This window comes from Pseudooceanicola sp. LIPI14-2-Ac024 (assembly GCF_042188925.1).
In the GTDB taxonomy this organism is placed as follows: Bacteria; Pseudomonadota; Alphaproteobacteria; order Rhodobacterales; family Rhodobacteraceae; genus Pseudooceanicola.
The window spans coordinates 387,411-402,186 of the sequence record NZ_CP170102.1 but is presented as its reverse complement, the minus strand read 5'-3'; the positions used below and the strand labels follow the sequence as shown (position 1 = coordinate 402,186).

Here is a 14,776-nt window from a genome sequence, read left to right as displayed (position 1 = left end):
TCGGTCGTCTGCCCTGTCACTCGGCCGTGCCGGGCATCGGTGGCGGAGGCGAGGGCTGGCGGCGGGCACGCTTGCCCTTGGCGGTTGCGGGCGGTGTCAGCGCGACCACGTTGGCGCGGACCACCGGACGTTTCGGGACGGGCCGTGGCTTGGGGGCCGGACGGGCGGCCTCCCTCGGCGGCTTCGGCGGCCAGGTCACGCCCATGTAGGCGGCCAAGAAGGGGTTCGGGCACCACATCGCCCGGTTCAGTTCGACCACCAGGCGCAGCTGGCGTTCGGCCATGAAACCGTAGAGCTGCATCATCTGCACCGGCCAGGCCGTGCGCGGATCGGACATGGGCATTGCGAACACTCCCCTTGCGGCGGTCAGAGGTCCCCCATCACCGCCTGGTTGAAGCCGAAGATGCGGCGGGCGCCGCCGATCGGGATCAGATGCACCTCGCGCCGCTGCCCGGGTTCGAACCGCACCGCCGTCCCCGCCGCGATGTCGAGCCGCATGCCCCGCGCCGCCGCCCGGTCGAAATCGAGTGCCGGGTTCGCCTCGGCAAAGTGGTAGTGGCTGCCGACCTGCACCGGGCGGTCGCCGGTGTTGGCGACCATCAAGGTGATCTGCTCGCGGCCTGCGTTCAGCTCCAGCGTGCCCTCGGCGGGGAAAAGCTCACCAGGGATCACGGCGCGGGGCCTCCTGCCGGACGGGAATGCGCACCGGTTGCGGCGCCGGGAGGAGCCCCAGTCGGATCGCGATCTCTTTCAGTGTTTCCAGCATGTTGAAACCCCCTCCTACCGTATCGGGTTATGCACGGTGACCAGCTTGGTTCCGTCCGGGAACGTCGCCTCGACCTGCACCTCGTGGATCATCTCGGGCACGCCGGTCATGCACTGCTCGGCCCGGACGACCTGTGCGCCGGCCTCCATCATGTCGGCGACCGAACGGCCGTCGCGCGCGCCCTCGACCACCGCGTCGGTGATCAGTGCGATCGCTTCGGGGTGGTTCAGCTTCACCCCCCGCGCCAATCGCTTGCGCGCCACCTCGGCGGCCATCGCGATCAGCAGCTTGTCCTTTTCTCTCGGCGTCAATTGCATGTCAGAGCATCCACGGTCTTGGTAAGTCGCCGCCCGTCAGCAGGCGGATGGCCGGGATCAGGGCCCGGCGCAGGAAAAATCCGTCCTCGGCCACGATCCGGGCCAAGAGAACCCCGTCCCGGATCGCAGAGCAAGCCCCCTGCCCACCCAGCACGGCACGCAGTCGGTCGGCCATGTCACCGGCATTGGGCCGCACCAGCAGAAGGGTTGCCATGGCCCGTCCGCCCGCGGCCACCCCGGGCCGTTGCAGGAGTGCGTCGATGTCGCCCCTCAGGCGCAGCGTGTCGGCAAAGACGAGCCGCCCGTCGCGGCGGATGCGCCAGCGGTCCTCGATCCGCGCGTTGCGCACGACCTCATTCATCGCGGCGCGGCCAAAAATCAGAGGCTCGACCGCCAGGAGCTCGCCGCCGGCATCCACGTCCGCTTCGATCCGACGCTCCAGCGCGGCGCCCTCGAAGACGATGGTTTCCTGCGGCAGCCAGTGCAGGCTGGCGCCCGCATCAACCGTCAGCCGGGTCGACACGCGCCCGACCTCGCCCGGCTGGGCGCGGTAGATGCGTTCGGCGGCCTGGCTGGTCATGCAGAGCTGCCCGTCCGCCGCGACGCCGGCCCCCAGGCTGAACCGGTCACCGCCGGTCACGCCGCCGCCGGTGTTCAGGAACACCGCCTGCATCCGCGCGGTCCGGCCATGCGGGAACAGCGCCTTTAGGGACCCCTGCTGTCGCAACGTGGCGATCCGCGTCCGGCCACCGCGCGGCTGCACCGTCAACGCCAGTTCTCCCTGCGCGCGCGGCTGGCGCGGCGGGGCTGGCCGGGTCAGGTCTTGGGCAGCGGCGTTGATGGCAGTGTCCTCCGTCAGGCCGAGACTAGGCGGAGTTGGGCGGCCAGTGCGAGCCAAAACAGACGCCCGCGCCGGGTGGACGCGGGCGTCTGTTTTCCCAAAGCCCAAAAACTGGGCAATCCTCGGAGCTTAGCCCACCTTGTGCAGGGTGGCGAAGAGCTGCGGATCAAGGCTGGCGGCGGCAAAGGTCGGGCCTTCGGTCAGAATCGACACCGCGTCGTGCGAATGCAGGCTTTCCTGGTGGCTGGCGATCACGCGGAAATCGCCGATCCGGGGATCGTCGGACAGCTGTTCCGAGAAAAGCCGCACCGCGTCCTCGACAAAGATCGGGTTCGCGGCGTTCAGTTCGGCGAAGGCCTGTTCGTCCTCGCGCTTCACCATGACCTGCGTTTCGGTCGGCACGGCGGCGCGGGCCTTGTCGATCAGGTCCTCATACCAGAGCGTGTCGCCGGGGTTCACCACGACCGACAGCCGCGCGACAGACCGCTGCGAATGCGGCGTGGCCAGTTGCCCCCGTTCGCGGCGTGCGTGTTCGGACAGTTCGAGCGAGCACGGGCAGGTCGAGGAATAGACGTAGTCGAGGTGCACGATCTGCAGCCGCTGTCCGTTCTGTTCGACCAGTTCCAACGCGATGTCGTAATACTGGTACCCCTGCAGGCCGGAGCGCAGGCTTTCGCGCAGGACCGGGTAGGAAAACCGCATCTGGATCCGGGCATCGAGGCTGTCGAGGTCGGACTTGTAATCGTCAAGAGCGGCCTCGATCACCTTGAAGCTGAACGTCTTTTCGGCATGGACGTAGAAGCTCCGCATGATCCGGGACATGTTGATGCCCTTCTTGTCGGCCTCGAGACTGACGGTCCCGGTGACCGAGGCGTCGAGCGTCCGTTCGCCCCCCGACCGGGTGCGAAACCGGATCGGCAGGCGGAAGTTCGAGATTCCAACATGTTGCAGCGCAACGTTGGCGCCGCGGATCAGGCTAGACGGGCCGTTCTGAAGGTCGGGTAGCGTCGCACGATAGCCCTCGTCTGAGGTGAATTCCTGCGGGTATTCCCTTGACAGGACGGGATAATCCGACGCGCCCGACAGAAGTTTCGACACCGCGGGGTCAAGCGCGACGATTTCGGAATTGCTCGCCGTTTCGGCCCAGAGCCGCAGGCGGTCCAGCGCCTCGCGCGCCTCTTTCGCGTCCGGTCGTGCGGCCATGTCTTTCGGATGTACGTTCATCGTCCGCCCCTTCCTGGGAAACCCCCCTGATATAAGCGTTCAGGAGTCACATTTCCAATTCCGAGTTGATACGCGGAACAGTCCGAGGCGGATCAGTTTCAGATCCGGTCGAGCGCCTGGTCGAGGTCGGCGATCAGATCGCCCACATCCTCGAGCCCGGCCGACAGCCGCACCAGCCCCGGCCCGATCTGGAGCGTGTCCTTCTGCTCTTGCGGGAGGCGTTGGTGCGTGGTGGTGGCGGGATGGGTCACGATCGACTTCGCATCGGCGAAGTTGTTGGAAATCGTGAACAATTCCAGTGCGTTCATGAAGGTGAAACAGGCGTCCTTGCCGCCCTTCACGTCGAACGCCACGACCGTTCCGCCCGACGGCGCCTGCCGCATCGCCACAGCGTGCTGCGGGTGGCTGGGCAGTTGCGGGTAGCGCACATATGTCACCTTGGGATGCTGTTCCAGCCACTCGGCGATCTGCATGGCCGCTGCCGCCTGTGCACGTACGCGCAGGTCCAGCGTGTCGAGTGATTTAAGGTGCGTCCAGGCGGCGAAGGGGTTCATCGCCCCGCCGGTGTGCTTGACGTAGGTCTCGATCGGCCCGCGCACGAGGTCCTTCGACCCGCAGATGATCCCGCCCAGCATCCGGCCCTGCCCGTCAACGTGCTTGGTCGTGGAGACGACGCAGAGGTCCGCGCCACAGGCCTTGGAATAGGCAAAGACCGGGGTCGCCATCGCGTCATCGACCACCACGAGCGCGCCGTGCGCATGGGCCAGGTCGCAGACGAACTTCAGGTCGACCACCTCGAGCGTCGGGTTCGAGATGCCTTCGAGGAAGACGAGCGTCGTCTCGTCCGTGATCGCAGCCTCCCAGGCGGCGTTGTCGGTGCCGTCGACCAGCGTGATCTCGACCCCGAAGCGGGCAAGGACGTTTTCCAGAATGAAGAGGCAGGAGCCGAAGAGCGCGCGTGCCGCCACGACCTTGTCGCCGCCCTTGAGCAGCGCCATCAGCGCGCCGTTGACCGCCGCCATGCCCGAGCCGCAGGCAAACGCGTCCTCGTAGCCCATGACCTGGGCCATGCGGTTCTCGAACATGCGGACGGTCGGGTTGCCGTAGCGGGCATAGATGAACTCGTCATCGCCGGTCTCGATGAACCGCGCCTCGGCCGCCTCGGCGGTTTCGTAGACAAAGCCCTGGGTGAGAAAGATCGCCTCGCTCACCTCGCCATACTGCGACCGGCGAATGCCGCCATGCACGAGTTGCGTGCGCTTCTTCCAGTTGTCGCTCATCTCAGCCTCCTGGTTCGGGCCGAAGCGATACAAGGACGTCCCGGCAATGGCAACATGGATCGCCGACCGCCACGCCGCATGCGCGCGCCCCGTCGTTCGCGCCGGCACGGACGCGTTTCGCGAAACATCACCGGCCCCATGCCCCGGCACGGCAAGGACGCCGCTCCCCCAAAGGGACAAGCCGATACGCCTTCTGTCGGGGTTTTGCATCGCGGCGCGGGATATCGCGGTCAAAGGGATGCGTTCCGGGGTGGCGGGCACGCTGTTAGCGTCGCCCTGCGGTTGGCATTCCCTTCCGTGATGTCGTCCGGGGAGAGCACCGATCATGCGCGTCGCCGTCATCACGCCCTACTACAAGGAGCCCGAGGCCATCCTGCGCCAGTGTCACGAGAGCGTGCTGGCGCAGACATTCGCCTGCGATCACGTGCTGGTGTCGGACGGCTTCCCGAACCCCGTCGTTGCCGGGTGGGCCGTCGAACATTTCACCCTGCCCAGGGCCCATGCCGACGCGGGCAACATGGGCCGGGTGGTGGGGAGCGTCAGCCTCTTCGCCCGGGGCTACGACGCGGTGGCCTTCCTCGACGCCGACAACTGGTACGACGCGGATCACGTCGGCAGCCTGGTCGACCTGCAGTCTCGGACTGGCGCGGCGGTCTGCGTCACCCGGCGCGCCATGCATCGCCTGGACGGCAGCTACATGTTCGAGGACGACAAGAGCGACGGCCACCGGCACGTGGACACCAACTGTCTTTTCCTCACCCGCGCCGCCCTGCCGCTGATCGCACGATGGGCGCACATGCCGCGAGAGCTCTGGCCGGTCGGCGACAGCGTCTACTGGAGCTCGATCCGGAGGTCGGGGCTGCCCGTGGCGCGTCTGGAGCGGCCGACCGTCCACTATCGCACCACGTGGGAGTCCGATTACAGCAGGCTTGGCGAGGCGCTGCCCGAAGGTGGCAAGACCAGCGCCTTCACCGACCAGCCTTACCTCTGGTTCAAGGCGCTGCCCGCGGCGGACCGCTGGCGCATCTGGCGGGAGTTCGGCTTTCCCCTGCGCCGCCGATCGGTCGCGCGGCTTGTGGTGCAGCACGCGGTCTCGAGCCTCACGCCGTCTGCCGCCGGCAGGGCGAAGCAGTGATTGCCCACGACCCCGCGCCACTCGTTTCGCAATTGGCCGAGGTGGCCGCATCCGACACCTCCGGGCGGAGCGACCTGCTCGACACCTGGCGGCGGCGCGGCGGTGCACTGATCGCGGCCCGCCGGGCCGAGCATGACGGGCTTCTGGACACCGTGGAGGCCCTGATCGCGCGGCGGCAATACGGCGAAGCCGCCGCCGCCGCGCAGGTCGCCGCGACCTACCCGGTCCTCTGGCACACCGGCCAGTTCGTGAGCCCGCGCCTGGAAGCGGCCATCCGGGACATCGCGGTCGCGGCACTTCCGAACCGACAGGACAGCGCTTCGGGACGACCGGGCACGACGGGCTTGCGCGTGCTGCACGTTGCCACCGAGCTCTACGGCATCGGCGGTCACGCCCGCATGGTCGCCCGCTGGGTGCGCAGCGATCCCGAGAACGAGCATTCCCTTGCGCTCACCGCCCAGCACCGCCCCGTGCCCGACGACGCCTGCGCCGCCGTTGCCGCATCTGGCGGATGGGTGACCCAGCTGAACGCGCAGCCCGGCGACCTGCTGCGACGGGCGCGGCGGCTGCAACGGCTGATCCTGGCCGCCGACCTCGTGGTCCTGCACATCCACAACCAGGACATCGTTCCATTGCTGGCGCTTGGCGGGATGACGGATCGCCCGCCTGCCCTGCTGCTCAATCACTGCGACCACCAATTCTGGGCGGGGGCCGCGTTTGCCGACCTCGTCGTCTGCACGCGACGGTCCGGACAGCAACTCTGCCTCGACCGGCGCGGGCTTGCGCCCGACAGGGTCGCTTTGATGCCGCTCTGCCTCGCGCCGGACAGCGCGGTCGGAAACCGGGCCACCGCGAAACAGGCCCTTGGGCTGCCCGCGGACGCGGTCGTGGTGGTCACCATCGCCCGGGCGGTCAAGTTTCGCGACATCGGCGGCGACACCTTTGTCGACACCCTGCTTCCGGCGCTTCGGGCGGACCCGAACCTGCACCTCGTCGTGGTGGGCCCCGGCGCCGTGCCCGCGTGGCAGGCGGGCGTCGACAGCCTCCCGCCCGGCCGGGTCCGGCTGGTTGCTGAAACGCCCGAGACCGGTCGCTACCTCGATGCGGCCGACATCTACCTCGACTCCTTTCCCTTCGTTTCGATCACCTCGCTGTTCGAGGCCGGGCTGCACGGCCTGCCGCTGGTCACGCGCGGCGCGTTCGGGGCGGATTGCCGGGTGATGGAGGCGGATTCGCCCGGGCTGGACGGCGTGCTGGTGCGGACGCAATCGCCCGAGGCGCTCTGCGAAACCCTGCTGGACCTCGCCGCGGATTGGGCCGCGCGTGAAGACCTGGGCAACCGGACCCGCAACGAGATCATGGGCACGAATGTCGAGGCGAACTGGCGGCGCGCGCTGCACGCGGTCTACCGCGCCGCACGGCAAGTGCCGCGTCAGACGGGGGCACTGGTGCCCGCCGGGACAATCAGCGACCTCGACCGCTTCATCCCCTTCGTGTTCGACGATCAGACCTGCGAGGATACCGCACTGGCCCGACGGGCCTGGGCAACCGAACTGGGGCTGAAGACGACGCCCTACGGCTGGCGCCTGCGCAAGATCGCCTGGCTGGTCCGCGAAAACCGACTGCACGGTTCCGCGTTCCGCCCGCTCATCCCGGGATGGATCAGCGTGCAGGTGCGGTCGCGCCTCGGCTACGCCTTGCGCTGAGCAGCCACCCCTCACCCCGCCGCATGATTCTGCGCCGCAGCGTGTCCCGACCGCAACGTCATCAAGGCGTTACGCAGTCTTAACCAAGATTTTGCAGCCCGGGCGCAAAAGACCCCAGATGCAGCGTGAGGGGGCAAGGGGATGTCCATTCTCAGAATCAACGCGGATCACAACGGGCTGACCCTGCACGACAGCGGTGCGCCTCTGGCCCCGGCGCTGATCGCGGCGCTGGCGGGCAGCGGGCCGGTGGTGATCATGGTCCACGGGTTCAAGTTCGAACCGGGCCACCCCGAACATTGCCCGCATACCCACATCCTGTCGGACCTTGCCGACAACGACGATCCCCGCGCGCTCAGCTGGCCGCGGGCCCTCGGCATGACCGGGGCGGAAGGGCCGCTCGGCATCGCCTTCGGCTGGCCCTCGCGTGGCAGCATCTGGCAGGCCTACGGCCAGGCCGAGATCGCGGGCCGGGCGCTGGCCGCCCTGATCGGGCGGATCCGGCGGTTGGCGCCGCACCGCCCGGTCCGCACGATCGCGCATTCGCTGGGGGGCCGCGTGGTCCTGGCCGCCCTACCCCATCTCAGGCCCGGCGATGTCGAACGCATCGTGCTGCTGTCCCCGGCCGAACTGATCCACATCGCCGAGGGGCGGCTGGCCACGGCCGCCGGGCGCGCGGCCGAGGTACTGAGCGTGTCGAGCGGGGAGAACCACCTCTTCGACCGGTTGCTCGAGGCGGCGTTCGGCCACCACTGGGCCCGCGCCATGACCCGCGCGCGCCAGCCCCTGCCCGGCACGCTGGACCTGCAGCTCAACGATCCTGCGGCGCTGACGGCGCTGGCCCGGCTCGGGTTCTCGGTCGCCCCGCCGGACCGCCGGGTGTGCCACTGGTTCAGTTACCTCCGGCCCGGGGTCTTCGACCTCTACCGGGCGCTCCTGGGAGCGCCGGATGGCCTGACGCTGACCGACCTGCAGGCGGCCTTGCAGGGTGCCGCCGCCACCCCGGCCCGCCCGGCACGCGCGTGGCCCTTGTTCGCCGCCGGGAATGCGCCATGATGCCCCCGCACAAGAGGACATCACATGACCGCGCCCATCGATCTCTACTACTGGCCCACTCCGAACGGCTGGAAGGTTTCCATCTGCCTTGAGGAGATGGGCCTGCCCTATGACGTGCACCTCGTGAACATCGGCAAGGGCGAACAGTTTGCGCCCGAGTTCCTGAAGATCTCGCCCAATAACCGGATGCCGGCGATCACCGATCCCGAGGGGCCAGACGGCAAGCCGATCTCGATCTTCGAGTCCGGCGCGATCCTGCAATACCTCGCCCGCAAGACCGGACGCTTCTGCGGCCCGACACAGCGCGAACGGATCGCGGTCGACCAGTGGCTGATGTGGCAAATGGGCGGCCTCGGACCGATGTCCGGCCAGGCGCACCACTTCCTGGGCGCGGCCCCGGCGATGGACCCGCCGCAGGACCTGCCCTACGCCAAGGACCGCTACCGCAACGAGGTCGGACGCCTCCACCGCGTGCTCGACACGCAGCTGGCCGCCAACGAATACGTTGCGGGCAGCTTCTATTCCATCGCGGACATGGCGATCTGGCCCTGGGCCATGCTCTACGAGAAGCAGGAACAGGACATCTCGGACAAGCCGCACCTGCAACGCTGGCTGAAGCTCGTGGGCGACAGGCCGGCAGTCCAGAAGGGCCAGCAGCTGCACCTCGACCTGCGCAACAGCGGCGCGCGGGACAAGGACGCGCAGAAAATCCTCTACGGCCAGAAGGGCTGAGCGATCAGCCCCGTGCCGCCGCCCGCAGCGACGGCACATCGGCCAGCGGTCCGGGCCGCAGCCAGCGGGCCAGGGCATCGCGGGCGGGTCGGCTGCCATCGACCTCGATCCGCCCGTCGCCGCGCGCGGCGGTCAGCGTGACCTCGCCGCGCCAGATGTAGATCAGCGTGGCAAGGTCGCTGGCGAGGTAGAGGTCGACCTCGAAGCCCGGATCGTGCACGCAGAGTTCACAGCGCCCGGCCTCGTTCAGGAACCACCAGCGGGCCTTGTGGGCGGGCTGGTCGGTCAGGCCAAGCTCGACCACCGTCCGGCCAGCGCCGAAGGCCCGCGGGTCGCAGTTCTTCTCCATCGCCCAGAGCAGCAGGTCGAGGTCCATCTCGTCCTCGGCCAGGTCACGCCGCGACCAGTGCTGCCCCCAGGTGCCGAGCGCCAGCACGATCGGGGCGAAATCGGCGCCCGCGGGGGTCAGGTGATAGGTCCAGCTGCGCCCCGAGGGCGACTTGTGCCGCTCCACGATCCCCTCGGCCTCCAGCTCCTTGAGCCGCGCCGACAGGACCGAGGGCGAGGCCAGCGGCACGCCGCGCTGCAGGTCCGAGAACCGCGTCGCCCCGCCGGCGAGATCGCGCAGGATGAGCGGTGTCCAGCGGGTGCAGAACACCTCGGCCGCCTTGGCGATCGGACAGAATTGGCCATATCTCTTCATCGGTCTCCTCCCGTTCCCGACAGGCCACCGCTTCCCGGGGCGACGATACTACGTTTTCGAAACTATCGCGCGACAGACGGCGCGTGGTTGCCTGGCTGGGCGGGGATCGGCCCGCGTGGACCACCGGAGGATGCCATGACAATCACCGAAACGGACGAGGCCGGCCCTGCCGCCACGATGTGGGGCCTGGGCGGCGAGAAATACGACCTCGTCAGCTTTGCCATCTCGGATGCGCTGGCCCATGCGGCGCAGCGCCTCGACCCCGCGCCAGGCTCGCGGGTGCTGGACGTGGCCACCGGCACCGGGTGGAGCGCGCGGAACGCGGCGCGCTACGGCGCCCATGTCACCGCCTGCGATTTCGCGCCGGGGATGCTGACGGCGGCCCGCGCCCTGTCCGCCGGGGTGCAACCCGCCATCGAATTCCACCAGGCCAGCGCCGAGGCGCTGCCGTTCGAAGACGCGGCCTTTGACGGCGTCATCTCGACCTTCGGGGTGATGTTCGCGGCCGATCCCGCGCGCGCGGCGGCCGAGCTGGCCCGCGTCGTCCGGCCCGGCGGCCGGCTGGCGCTCGCGACCTGGGTGCCGGGCGGCAGCGTGGCCGAGTTCTTTGCCATGCTCGCGGCGTTCTCGGATGCGCCGCCGCCGCCCTCAAACCCGATGGACTGGGGCGAGCCGGACAGGCTGCAGGCGCTGCTTGGCGGAGCCTTCGTGCTGGAGTTCGAGCCGGGGGTCAGCCACGCGCGGCACGCCGACGAGGCGGCGATCTGGGCGTGGTACCTGGCCGGCTTTGGCCCTGTGAAGCTGCTGCACGACGCGCTTGGCCCTGACGACCGGGCGCGGTTGCGCACGGCTTTCGATGCCTTCCACGCGCACTATCGCACGCCGTCGGGCCGGCTCGACGTGACGCGCGACTACCTCGTCACCATCGGCACCCGGCGGTGAGCCAAAGGGCGGCGGTCAGGCGCCGTCGCCCTTGCTGTCCTTCTCGGTGCCGTGTTCCTGGAACAGCTTGCCCTGCGTCATGAAGAAGACGAAGATCGCCGCGGTCAGGCCGAAGGTCTTGAAATAGACCCAGGTGTCGGTGGATTGGGTGCGCCAGATGACCTCGTTCAGGACGGCGAGGCCGAAGAAGAACCCGCAGAGCCGGCGCGTCAGGATCATCCAGCCCTCGTCGTCGAGCGGCACCGCCTCTTCCATCACCAGCTTGAGCCAGCTTTCCCCGCGCAGGAGCCCCACGCCAAGCGCGCCGCCGAACAGCAGGTAGATCAGCGTCGGCTTCATCTTGAAGAACCGGTCGTCGTTCAGCCAGACCGAAAGCCCGCCGAAGATCGTGATCAGCACCGCCGTCACCACCTGCATCTTCGACAGCTTGCCGGTCAGCTTCCACAGGATGCCGGTGCAGATCAGGATCAGCGGGATGAAGCCCGCGGTGACCACGATGAAACCGTCGTATTCGCGCCCGCCGATGGTGAAGCTCCGGTCGCGCACCAGCAGGTAGGCGACGAAGAAGGCCACGATCGGCCCCAGCTCGAGCGCGGGCTTGACCCATTTCGGCAGGTGTTTCGCGTCGTCGGTCATCTTCAGCCTCCAAGTTCCACCACGACCGCACCCAATGCGATCAGCGTCATCAGCGCAACCCGGCGCGGGCCCACCGTCTCTTTCAGCACCAGCCAGCCGATCACGGCGGCGAACACTGTCGAGGTCTCGCGCAATACCGCCGCTTCCCCCACCTTGTCGAGCCGTGTTGCCAGCATCACCGCCCCGAACGAGCCCCAGCCGATCACCGCCCCGGTCACGCCAAGCCGCATGAGGTCGCGCAGCGGCGGCTTGTAGACCGTGCGTTTCCAGCGCCAGGCCGCGATCAGCGGCATGTCCACTGCGGTCAGCACGAAGAACCACGCGAGGTAGGTGAAGGGATTCGCCGTGCCCCGGATCGCGTAGGCGCCCCAGGTGGTGTAGGCCGCCGTCGCAAGGCCGGTGGCGACCGCCAGCCAGAGCGCCGGGACCAGCCGGTCGCGGTCCACGCGGATATGGATCATGTTGTAGACGGCAAGGCCCAGGATGCCGCCCATCAGGATGCCGACGCCCAGCCACTGGACAAGGGTAAAGGTCTCACCGAACAGGATCCACGCCCCGATGACGGTGAAGAACGGGCCCGAGCCGCGCACCACCGGGTAGACCACGGTATAGGCCGCGCGGGAGTAGGCCAGCGCCAGCAGCCACTTGTAGGCGAACATGAAGGGCATCGTGCCGATCACCAGTCCCCATTCGCGCCCCTGCGGCAGCGGCACGAGGAAGAGCGCAAGCGGCAGGGTCAGCACGATGAAGGCCGTGTCGATTGCCCCGCGCGACAACCACGGGTCCACCCGCCCCTTCTGCAACGCGCCGAGCAGCGCGTGCAGAAACGCGGCCGAAAGCGCCAGGATCAGCGCCAGCCGGTGCCCGGCCTCGGTGCCGTCGAGGGACAGGATCAGGTCGCTCATGCGGCCGCCACCGCCGCGCGGGGAAACATTCGGCCACGTCCGGCGTTGCCGGACAGGAGGACCGCACCATGGAAGAGATGATCATCGAACTGACCAGCGCCCCGGTGCCGGGGCACGGCTGGGGCATCGTGTTGCTGCGGCTGTCGCTGGCGATCCTGCTCGGCGCGCTCATTGGCTGGGAACGCGAATCCCGCAACAAGCATGCGGGTCTTCGGACCCATGTGATGATCGCGCTGGCCGCCTGCCTCTTTGCGCTGATCACGCTGGCGATGATGCTGTCGCCGATCTCGGACGACGACAGTATCCGCAAGGACCCGATCCGCCTGATCGAGGCGGTGACCGCCGGGGTCGCCTTCCTGGCCGCCGGGACGATCTTTACCCGGCGCGGCGACGTGAAGGGGCTGACCACCGGGGCCGGCATGTGGCTGGCGGGCGCGGTCGGCGTCGCCTGCGGGCTGGGGCAGATCGGGCTGGCCGTGGTGGCGACGGTGCTGGCGCTGGTGGTGCTGCGGCTCTTCAAGGTGGTCGAACCGCGCGCCGACCGGACCTGAGCGCCGCGGGTCATACCGGGAAGATCATGTTGTTGCGGAAACCGTCGACCGTCTCGACCTCGGGGTAGTCCTTGAGGCGGAAGAACACGCGCTTGCGCTCTGCCCCCGGCCGCGCGGAGACGGCAACGCCGGTGATCGTGTCGTGCCCTTCGAGGTAGCTGACCACCGGGGCCGTGTCGCCCACCACGTCCACGAAGAGGGTGAACTGCGTGCCGAGCCGCTTGTGCACCTTGAGGTGCATCGTCACCCGCCGCGCCCCGTCCTTCGCGGGCTGCACGTCGATCGGCATGATCTTGTTGCGCAACCGCCCGTGGTGCTTTTCCTGGTCGCTCGCCAGTTCCTTGAGGTAGGTGTCGTTGCCGTAGCGGATCAAGAGGTACTTGAGCGCCTCGATCTCCTTCGGGACGTTCGGGTGGGTGTCGAAACTGATCTCGATGGTCCGGGTCCTGAGCGCCAGCCGGAACAGCAGCGCCTCGGTGCCCTTCTGCACCACGCTCCAGACGAAGCGGACAATCGCGGTGAGCACCGCGGCGTCCAGCCAGAAACTGGCCCTCCCGATTTGGGAGAGGACTTCGTCGAGAACCGGCACCTCAGGCTTCGGCCCCGGTCAGGGCGCGGGCAAATTCCTCGGGGTCGAAGGGGGCCAGGTCGTCGATCTGCTCGCCCACGCCGATGGCATGGATCGGCAGGCCGAACTTGTCGGCCAGCGCGACGAGGACGCCGCCCTTGGCGGTGCCGTCGAGCTTGGTCATCACCAGCCCCGAGACATCGGCGAGCTTCTGGAAGGTCTCGACCTGGCTCAGCGCGTTCTGGCCGGTGGTGGCATCGAGCACCAGCAGCGTGTTGTGCGGCGCCGACGGGTCCTTCTTGCGGATGACGCGGACGATCTTGGCCAGTTCCTCCATCAGGTCCTGGCGGTTCTGCAACCGGCCGGCGGTGTCGATCATCAGCAGGTCCGCGCCCTCGGCCTCGGCCCGGGTCATCGCGTCGAAAGCGAGGCTCGCCGGGTCGGTGCCCTGGTCGGCCTTCATCACCGGCACGCCCGCGCGGTCGCCCCAGACCTGGAGCTGTTCGACCGCCGCCGCGCGGAAGGTGTCGCCCGCGGCGATGATGACCTTCTTGCCCGCGGCATTGAACTGGCTGGCGAGCTTGCCGATGGTCGTCGTCTTGCCCGAGCCGTTCACGCCGACCACGAGCACCACCTGCGGCTTCCTGGGATAGAGCGGCAGGGGGCGGGCGACGGGTTCCATGATCCGCGTGATCTCGTCCGACAGGAGGCCCTTGATCTCGGACACCGACATGCGGCGGCCCATCCGGCCCTCGGCCAGGTTCGAGGTCACGCGCAGCGCGGTGTCGACACCCATGTCGGAGGCGATCAGCAGTTCCTCGAGCTGTTCGACCATGTCGTCGTCGAGCGCCCGGCGCACCACCGGCCCCGAGGGTTTCGCGGGCGCCGACGGGGTTGCGGCCGGAGCTGCGGCATCGCGGCCAAAGAAGCGCCCGAAAAAGCCGGGCTTCGCCTCGCTCGTGAAGGTGCCGGGCGGGATTTCCGAGGGGCGGTCGACCGGAATCTCGTCGGGGATGTCGACCTGCGGCACTTCCTGCGGGGCGGGCGTCGGCACCATGTCGGGCGGCGAGGCGGGCACCTCTTCCGGCCCGGGAGACGGCAACTCCGGCTCGGGCAGGTCCGGTTCGGGCTGCGGCACCTCCTCGGGGCGCGGCGCGGGGGCCGGATCGGGCTGCGGCGGCACCGGGTCGGGCTCTGGCGCGGGTGTGGGGTCGTCGGGTTCGGGGACAGGCTCGGGCTCGGGCGCCGGGGGAATGTCCGGCGCGGGCGTCGGCTCCGGCGTCTCGGGCGGGGTGGTGTCGGGGCCCGGCGTCTCGGGATCGGCCGAGCCGCCGTCCTCGACGATCGCGTCCAGCCCTTCCTCGAGTTTCGAGGAGGATTTGAACAGCCGGTCCTTCAGTTTCGAGAAAAAGGCCAT

The 14,776-nt window shown here is 68.7% G+C and carries 17 protein-coding genes; 6 read left to right on the top strand and 11 right to left on the bottom strand.

What is annotated here, in order from left to right; genetic code table 11:
• Window positions 1–16 precede the first annotated feature (16 nt).
• The 6 genes from ACE2AC_RS01915 to ACE2AC_RS01890 all read right to left on the bottom strand — a co-directional run bounded on the left by ACE2AC_RS01915 (window position 17) and on the right by ACE2AC_RS01890 (window position 4,428).
• Entirely contained in the window at window positions 17–343 is a 327-nt protein-coding gene (locus ACE2AC_RS01915; RefSeq protein WP_375690446.1) for a hypothetical protein, read from the bottom strand.
• 23 nt (window positions 344–366) lie between these two features.
• Complete coding sequence (locus tag ACE2AC_RS01910) at window positions 367–672, bottom strand: urease subunit beta (protein WP_375690445.1); 306 nt, start codon at window positions 670–672, stop codon at window positions 367–369.
• Window positions 673–780: 108 nt separating this feature from the next.
• Window positions 781–1,083, bottom strand: a complete 303-nt coding sequence (locus tag ACE2AC_RS01905) for an urease subunit gamma (RefSeq protein WP_375690444.1) — start codon at window positions 1,081–1,083, stop codon at window positions 781–783.
• A gap of 1 nt (window position 1,084) precedes the next feature.
• Complete coding sequence (locus ACE2AC_RS01900) at window positions 1,085–1,846, bottom strand: urease accessory protein UreD (protein ID WP_375692057.1); 762 nt, start codon at window positions 1,844–1,846, stop codon at window positions 1,085–1,087.
• A gap of 207 nt (window positions 1,847–2,053) precedes the next feature.
• Window positions 2,054–3,148: a GTP cyclohydrolase FolE2 gene (gene folE2 / locus ACE2AC_RS01895; RefSeq protein WP_375690443.1), complete on the bottom strand. Its 1,095-nt coding sequence runs from the start codon at window positions 3,146–3,148 to the stop codon at window positions 2,054–2,056.
• A gap of 98 nt (window positions 3,149–3,246) precedes the next feature.
• Window positions 3,247–4,428, bottom strand: coding sequence for an aminotransferase class I/II-fold pyridoxal phosphate-dependent enzyme (locus tag ACE2AC_RS01890; protein WP_375690442.1), 1,182 nt, complete (start codon window positions 4,426–4,428; stop codon window positions 3,247–3,249).
• Window positions 4,429–4,753: 325 nt separating this feature from the next.
• On the opposite strand from ACE2AC_RS01890, the gene ACE2AC_RS01885 reads away from it, so the two are divergent.
• The 4 genes from ACE2AC_RS01885 (at window position 4,754) to ACE2AC_RS01870 (ending at window position 9,054) form a co-directional block, all read left to right on the top strand.
• Window positions 4,754–5,563, top strand: a complete 810-nt coding sequence (locus ACE2AC_RS01885; RefSeq protein ID WP_375690441.1) for a hypothetical protein — start codon at window positions 4,754–4,756, stop codon at window positions 5,561–5,563.
• A 41-nt stretch (window positions 5,564–5,604) separates the two neighbouring features.
• The gene (locus ACE2AC_RS01880) at window positions 5,605–7,269 is read left to right on the top strand and encodes a glycosyltransferase (RefSeq protein WP_375690440.1); all 1,665 of its coding nucleotides are present in this window, start codon (window positions 5,605–5,607) and stop codon (window positions 7,267–7,269) included.
• 141 nt (window positions 7,270–7,410) lie between these two features.
• On the top strand, window positions 7,411–8,322 hold the full coding sequence (locus ACE2AC_RS01875) for an alpha/beta hydrolase (RefSeq protein ID WP_375690439.1): 912 nt from the start codon (window positions 7,411–7,413) through the stop codon (window positions 8,320–8,322).
• A 24-nt stretch (window positions 8,323–8,346) separates the two neighbouring features.
• Window positions 8,347–9,054 (top strand): glutathione S-transferase N-terminal domain-containing protein, encoded by a 708-nt coding sequence (locus ACE2AC_RS01870; protein WP_375690438.1) that lies wholly within the window; start codon window positions 8,347–8,349, stop codon window positions 9,052–9,054.
• 4 nt (window positions 9,055–9,058) lie between these two features.
• Here ACE2AC_RS01870 and ACE2AC_RS01865 read toward each other — a convergent pair whose 3' ends face one another.
• A complete protein-coding gene (locus ACE2AC_RS01865; protein WP_375690437.1) occupies window positions 9,059–9,757 on the bottom strand; it encodes a winged helix-turn-helix transcriptional regulator in 699 nt (232 codons plus the stop codon).
• A 135-nt stretch (window positions 9,758–9,892) separates the two neighbouring features.
• On the opposite strand from ACE2AC_RS01865, the gene ACE2AC_RS01860 reads away from it, so the two are divergent.
• Window positions 9,893–10,699 carry a class I SAM-dependent methyltransferase gene (locus ACE2AC_RS01860; protein ID WP_375690436.1) on the top strand — a complete coding sequence of 269 codons (807 nt, stop codon included), beginning with the start codon at window positions 9,893–9,895 and terminating at the stop codon, window positions 10,697–10,699.
• 15 nt (window positions 10,700–10,714) lie between these two features.
• On the opposite strand, the gene ACE2AC_RS01855 is transcribed toward ACE2AC_RS01860, so the two are convergent.
• Window positions 10,715–11,335, bottom strand: coding sequence for an inner membrane-spanning protein YciB (locus ACE2AC_RS01855; RefSeq protein ID WP_375690435.1), 621 nt, complete (start codon window positions 11,333–11,335; stop codon window positions 10,715–10,717).
• Window positions 11,336–11,337: 2 nt separating this feature from the next.
• Window positions 11,338–12,240 carry an EamA family transporter gene (locus tag ACE2AC_RS01850; protein WP_375690434.1) on the bottom strand — a complete coding sequence of 301 codons (903 nt, stop codon included), beginning with the start codon at window positions 12,238–12,240 and terminating at the stop codon, window positions 11,338–11,340.
• Between the two features lie 68 nt (window positions 12,241–12,308).
• Here ACE2AC_RS01850 and ACE2AC_RS01845 point away from each other — a divergent pair, with 68 nt between their 5' ends.
• Window positions 12,309–12,791 (top strand): MgtC/SapB family protein, encoded by a 483-nt coding sequence (locus ACE2AC_RS01845; RefSeq protein ID WP_375690433.1) that lies wholly within the window; start codon window positions 12,309–12,311, stop codon window positions 12,789–12,791.
• A 10-nt stretch (window positions 12,792–12,801) separates the two neighbouring features.
• Here ACE2AC_RS01845 and ACE2AC_RS01840 read toward each other — a convergent pair whose 3' ends face one another.
• Together ACE2AC_RS01840 and ftsY are read right to left on the bottom strand one after the other, a co-directional pair.
• Complete coding sequence (locus ACE2AC_RS01840) at window positions 12,802–13,317, bottom strand: hypothetical protein (RefSeq protein WP_375690432.1); 516 nt, start codon at window positions 13,315–13,317, stop codon at window positions 12,802–12,804.
• Between the two features lie 64 nt (window positions 13,318–13,381).
• Window positions 13,382–14,776, bottom strand: coding sequence for a signal recognition particle-docking protein FtsY (gene ftsY / locus ACE2AC_RS01835; protein WP_375690431.1), 1,395 nt, complete (start codon window positions 14,774–14,776; stop codon window positions 13,382–13,384).

Excerpts from the sequence above, each read along its gene's own strand:
- ACE2AC_RS01865 (WP_375690437.1), bottom strand. The coding sequence starts at position 9,757 with ATGAAGAGATATGGCCAATTCTGTCCGATCGCCAAGGCGGCCGAGGTG.
- ACE2AC_RS01890 (WP_375690442.1), bottom strand. The coding sequence starts at position 4,428 with ATGAGCGACAACTGGAAGAAGCGCACGCAACTCGTGCATGGCGGCATT.
- ACE2AC_RS01915 (WP_375690446.1), bottom strand. The coding sequence starts at position 343 with ATGCCCATGTCCGATCCGCGCACGGCCTGGCCGGTGCAGATGATGCAG.
- ACE2AC_RS01860 (WP_375690436.1), top strand. The coding sequence starts at position 9,893 with ATGACAATCACCGAAACGGACGAGGCCGGCCCTGCCGCCACGATGTGG.
- ACE2AC_RS01850 (WP_375690434.1), bottom strand. The coding sequence starts at position 12,240 with ATGAGCGACCTGATCCTGTCCCTCGACGGCACCGAGGCCGGGCACCGG.
- ftsY (WP_375690431.1), bottom strand. The coding sequence starts at position 14,776 with ATGGCCTTTTTCTCGAAACTGAAGGACCGGCTGTTCAAATCCTCCTCG.
- ACE2AC_RS01885 (WP_375690441.1), top strand. The coding sequence starts at position 4,754 with ATGCGCGTCGCCGTCATCACGCCCTACTACAAGGAGCCCGAGGCCATC.
- ACE2AC_RS01875 (WP_375690439.1), top strand. The coding sequence starts at position 7,411 with ATGTCCATTCTCAGAATCAACGCGGATCACAACGGGCTGACCCTGCAC.
- folE2 (WP_375690443.1), bottom strand. The coding sequence starts at position 3,148 with ATGAACGTACATCCGAAAGACATGGCCGCACGACCGGACGCGAAAGAG.
- ACE2AC_RS01845 (WP_375690433.1), top strand. The coding sequence starts at position 12,309 with ATGGAAGAGATGATCATCGAACTGACCAGCGCCCCGGTGCCGGGGCAC.
- ACE2AC_RS01905 (WP_375690444.1), bottom strand. The coding sequence starts at position 1,083 with ATGCAATTGACGCCGAGAGAAAAGGACAAGCTGCTGATCGCGATGGCC.
- ACE2AC_RS01870 (WP_375690438.1), top strand. The coding sequence starts at position 8,347 with ATGACCGCGCCCATCGATCTCTACTACTGGCCCACTCCGAACGGCTGG.
- ACE2AC_RS01855 (WP_375690435.1), bottom strand. The coding sequence starts at position 11,335 with ATGACCGACGACGCGAAACACCTGCCGAAATGGGTCAAGCCCGCGCTC.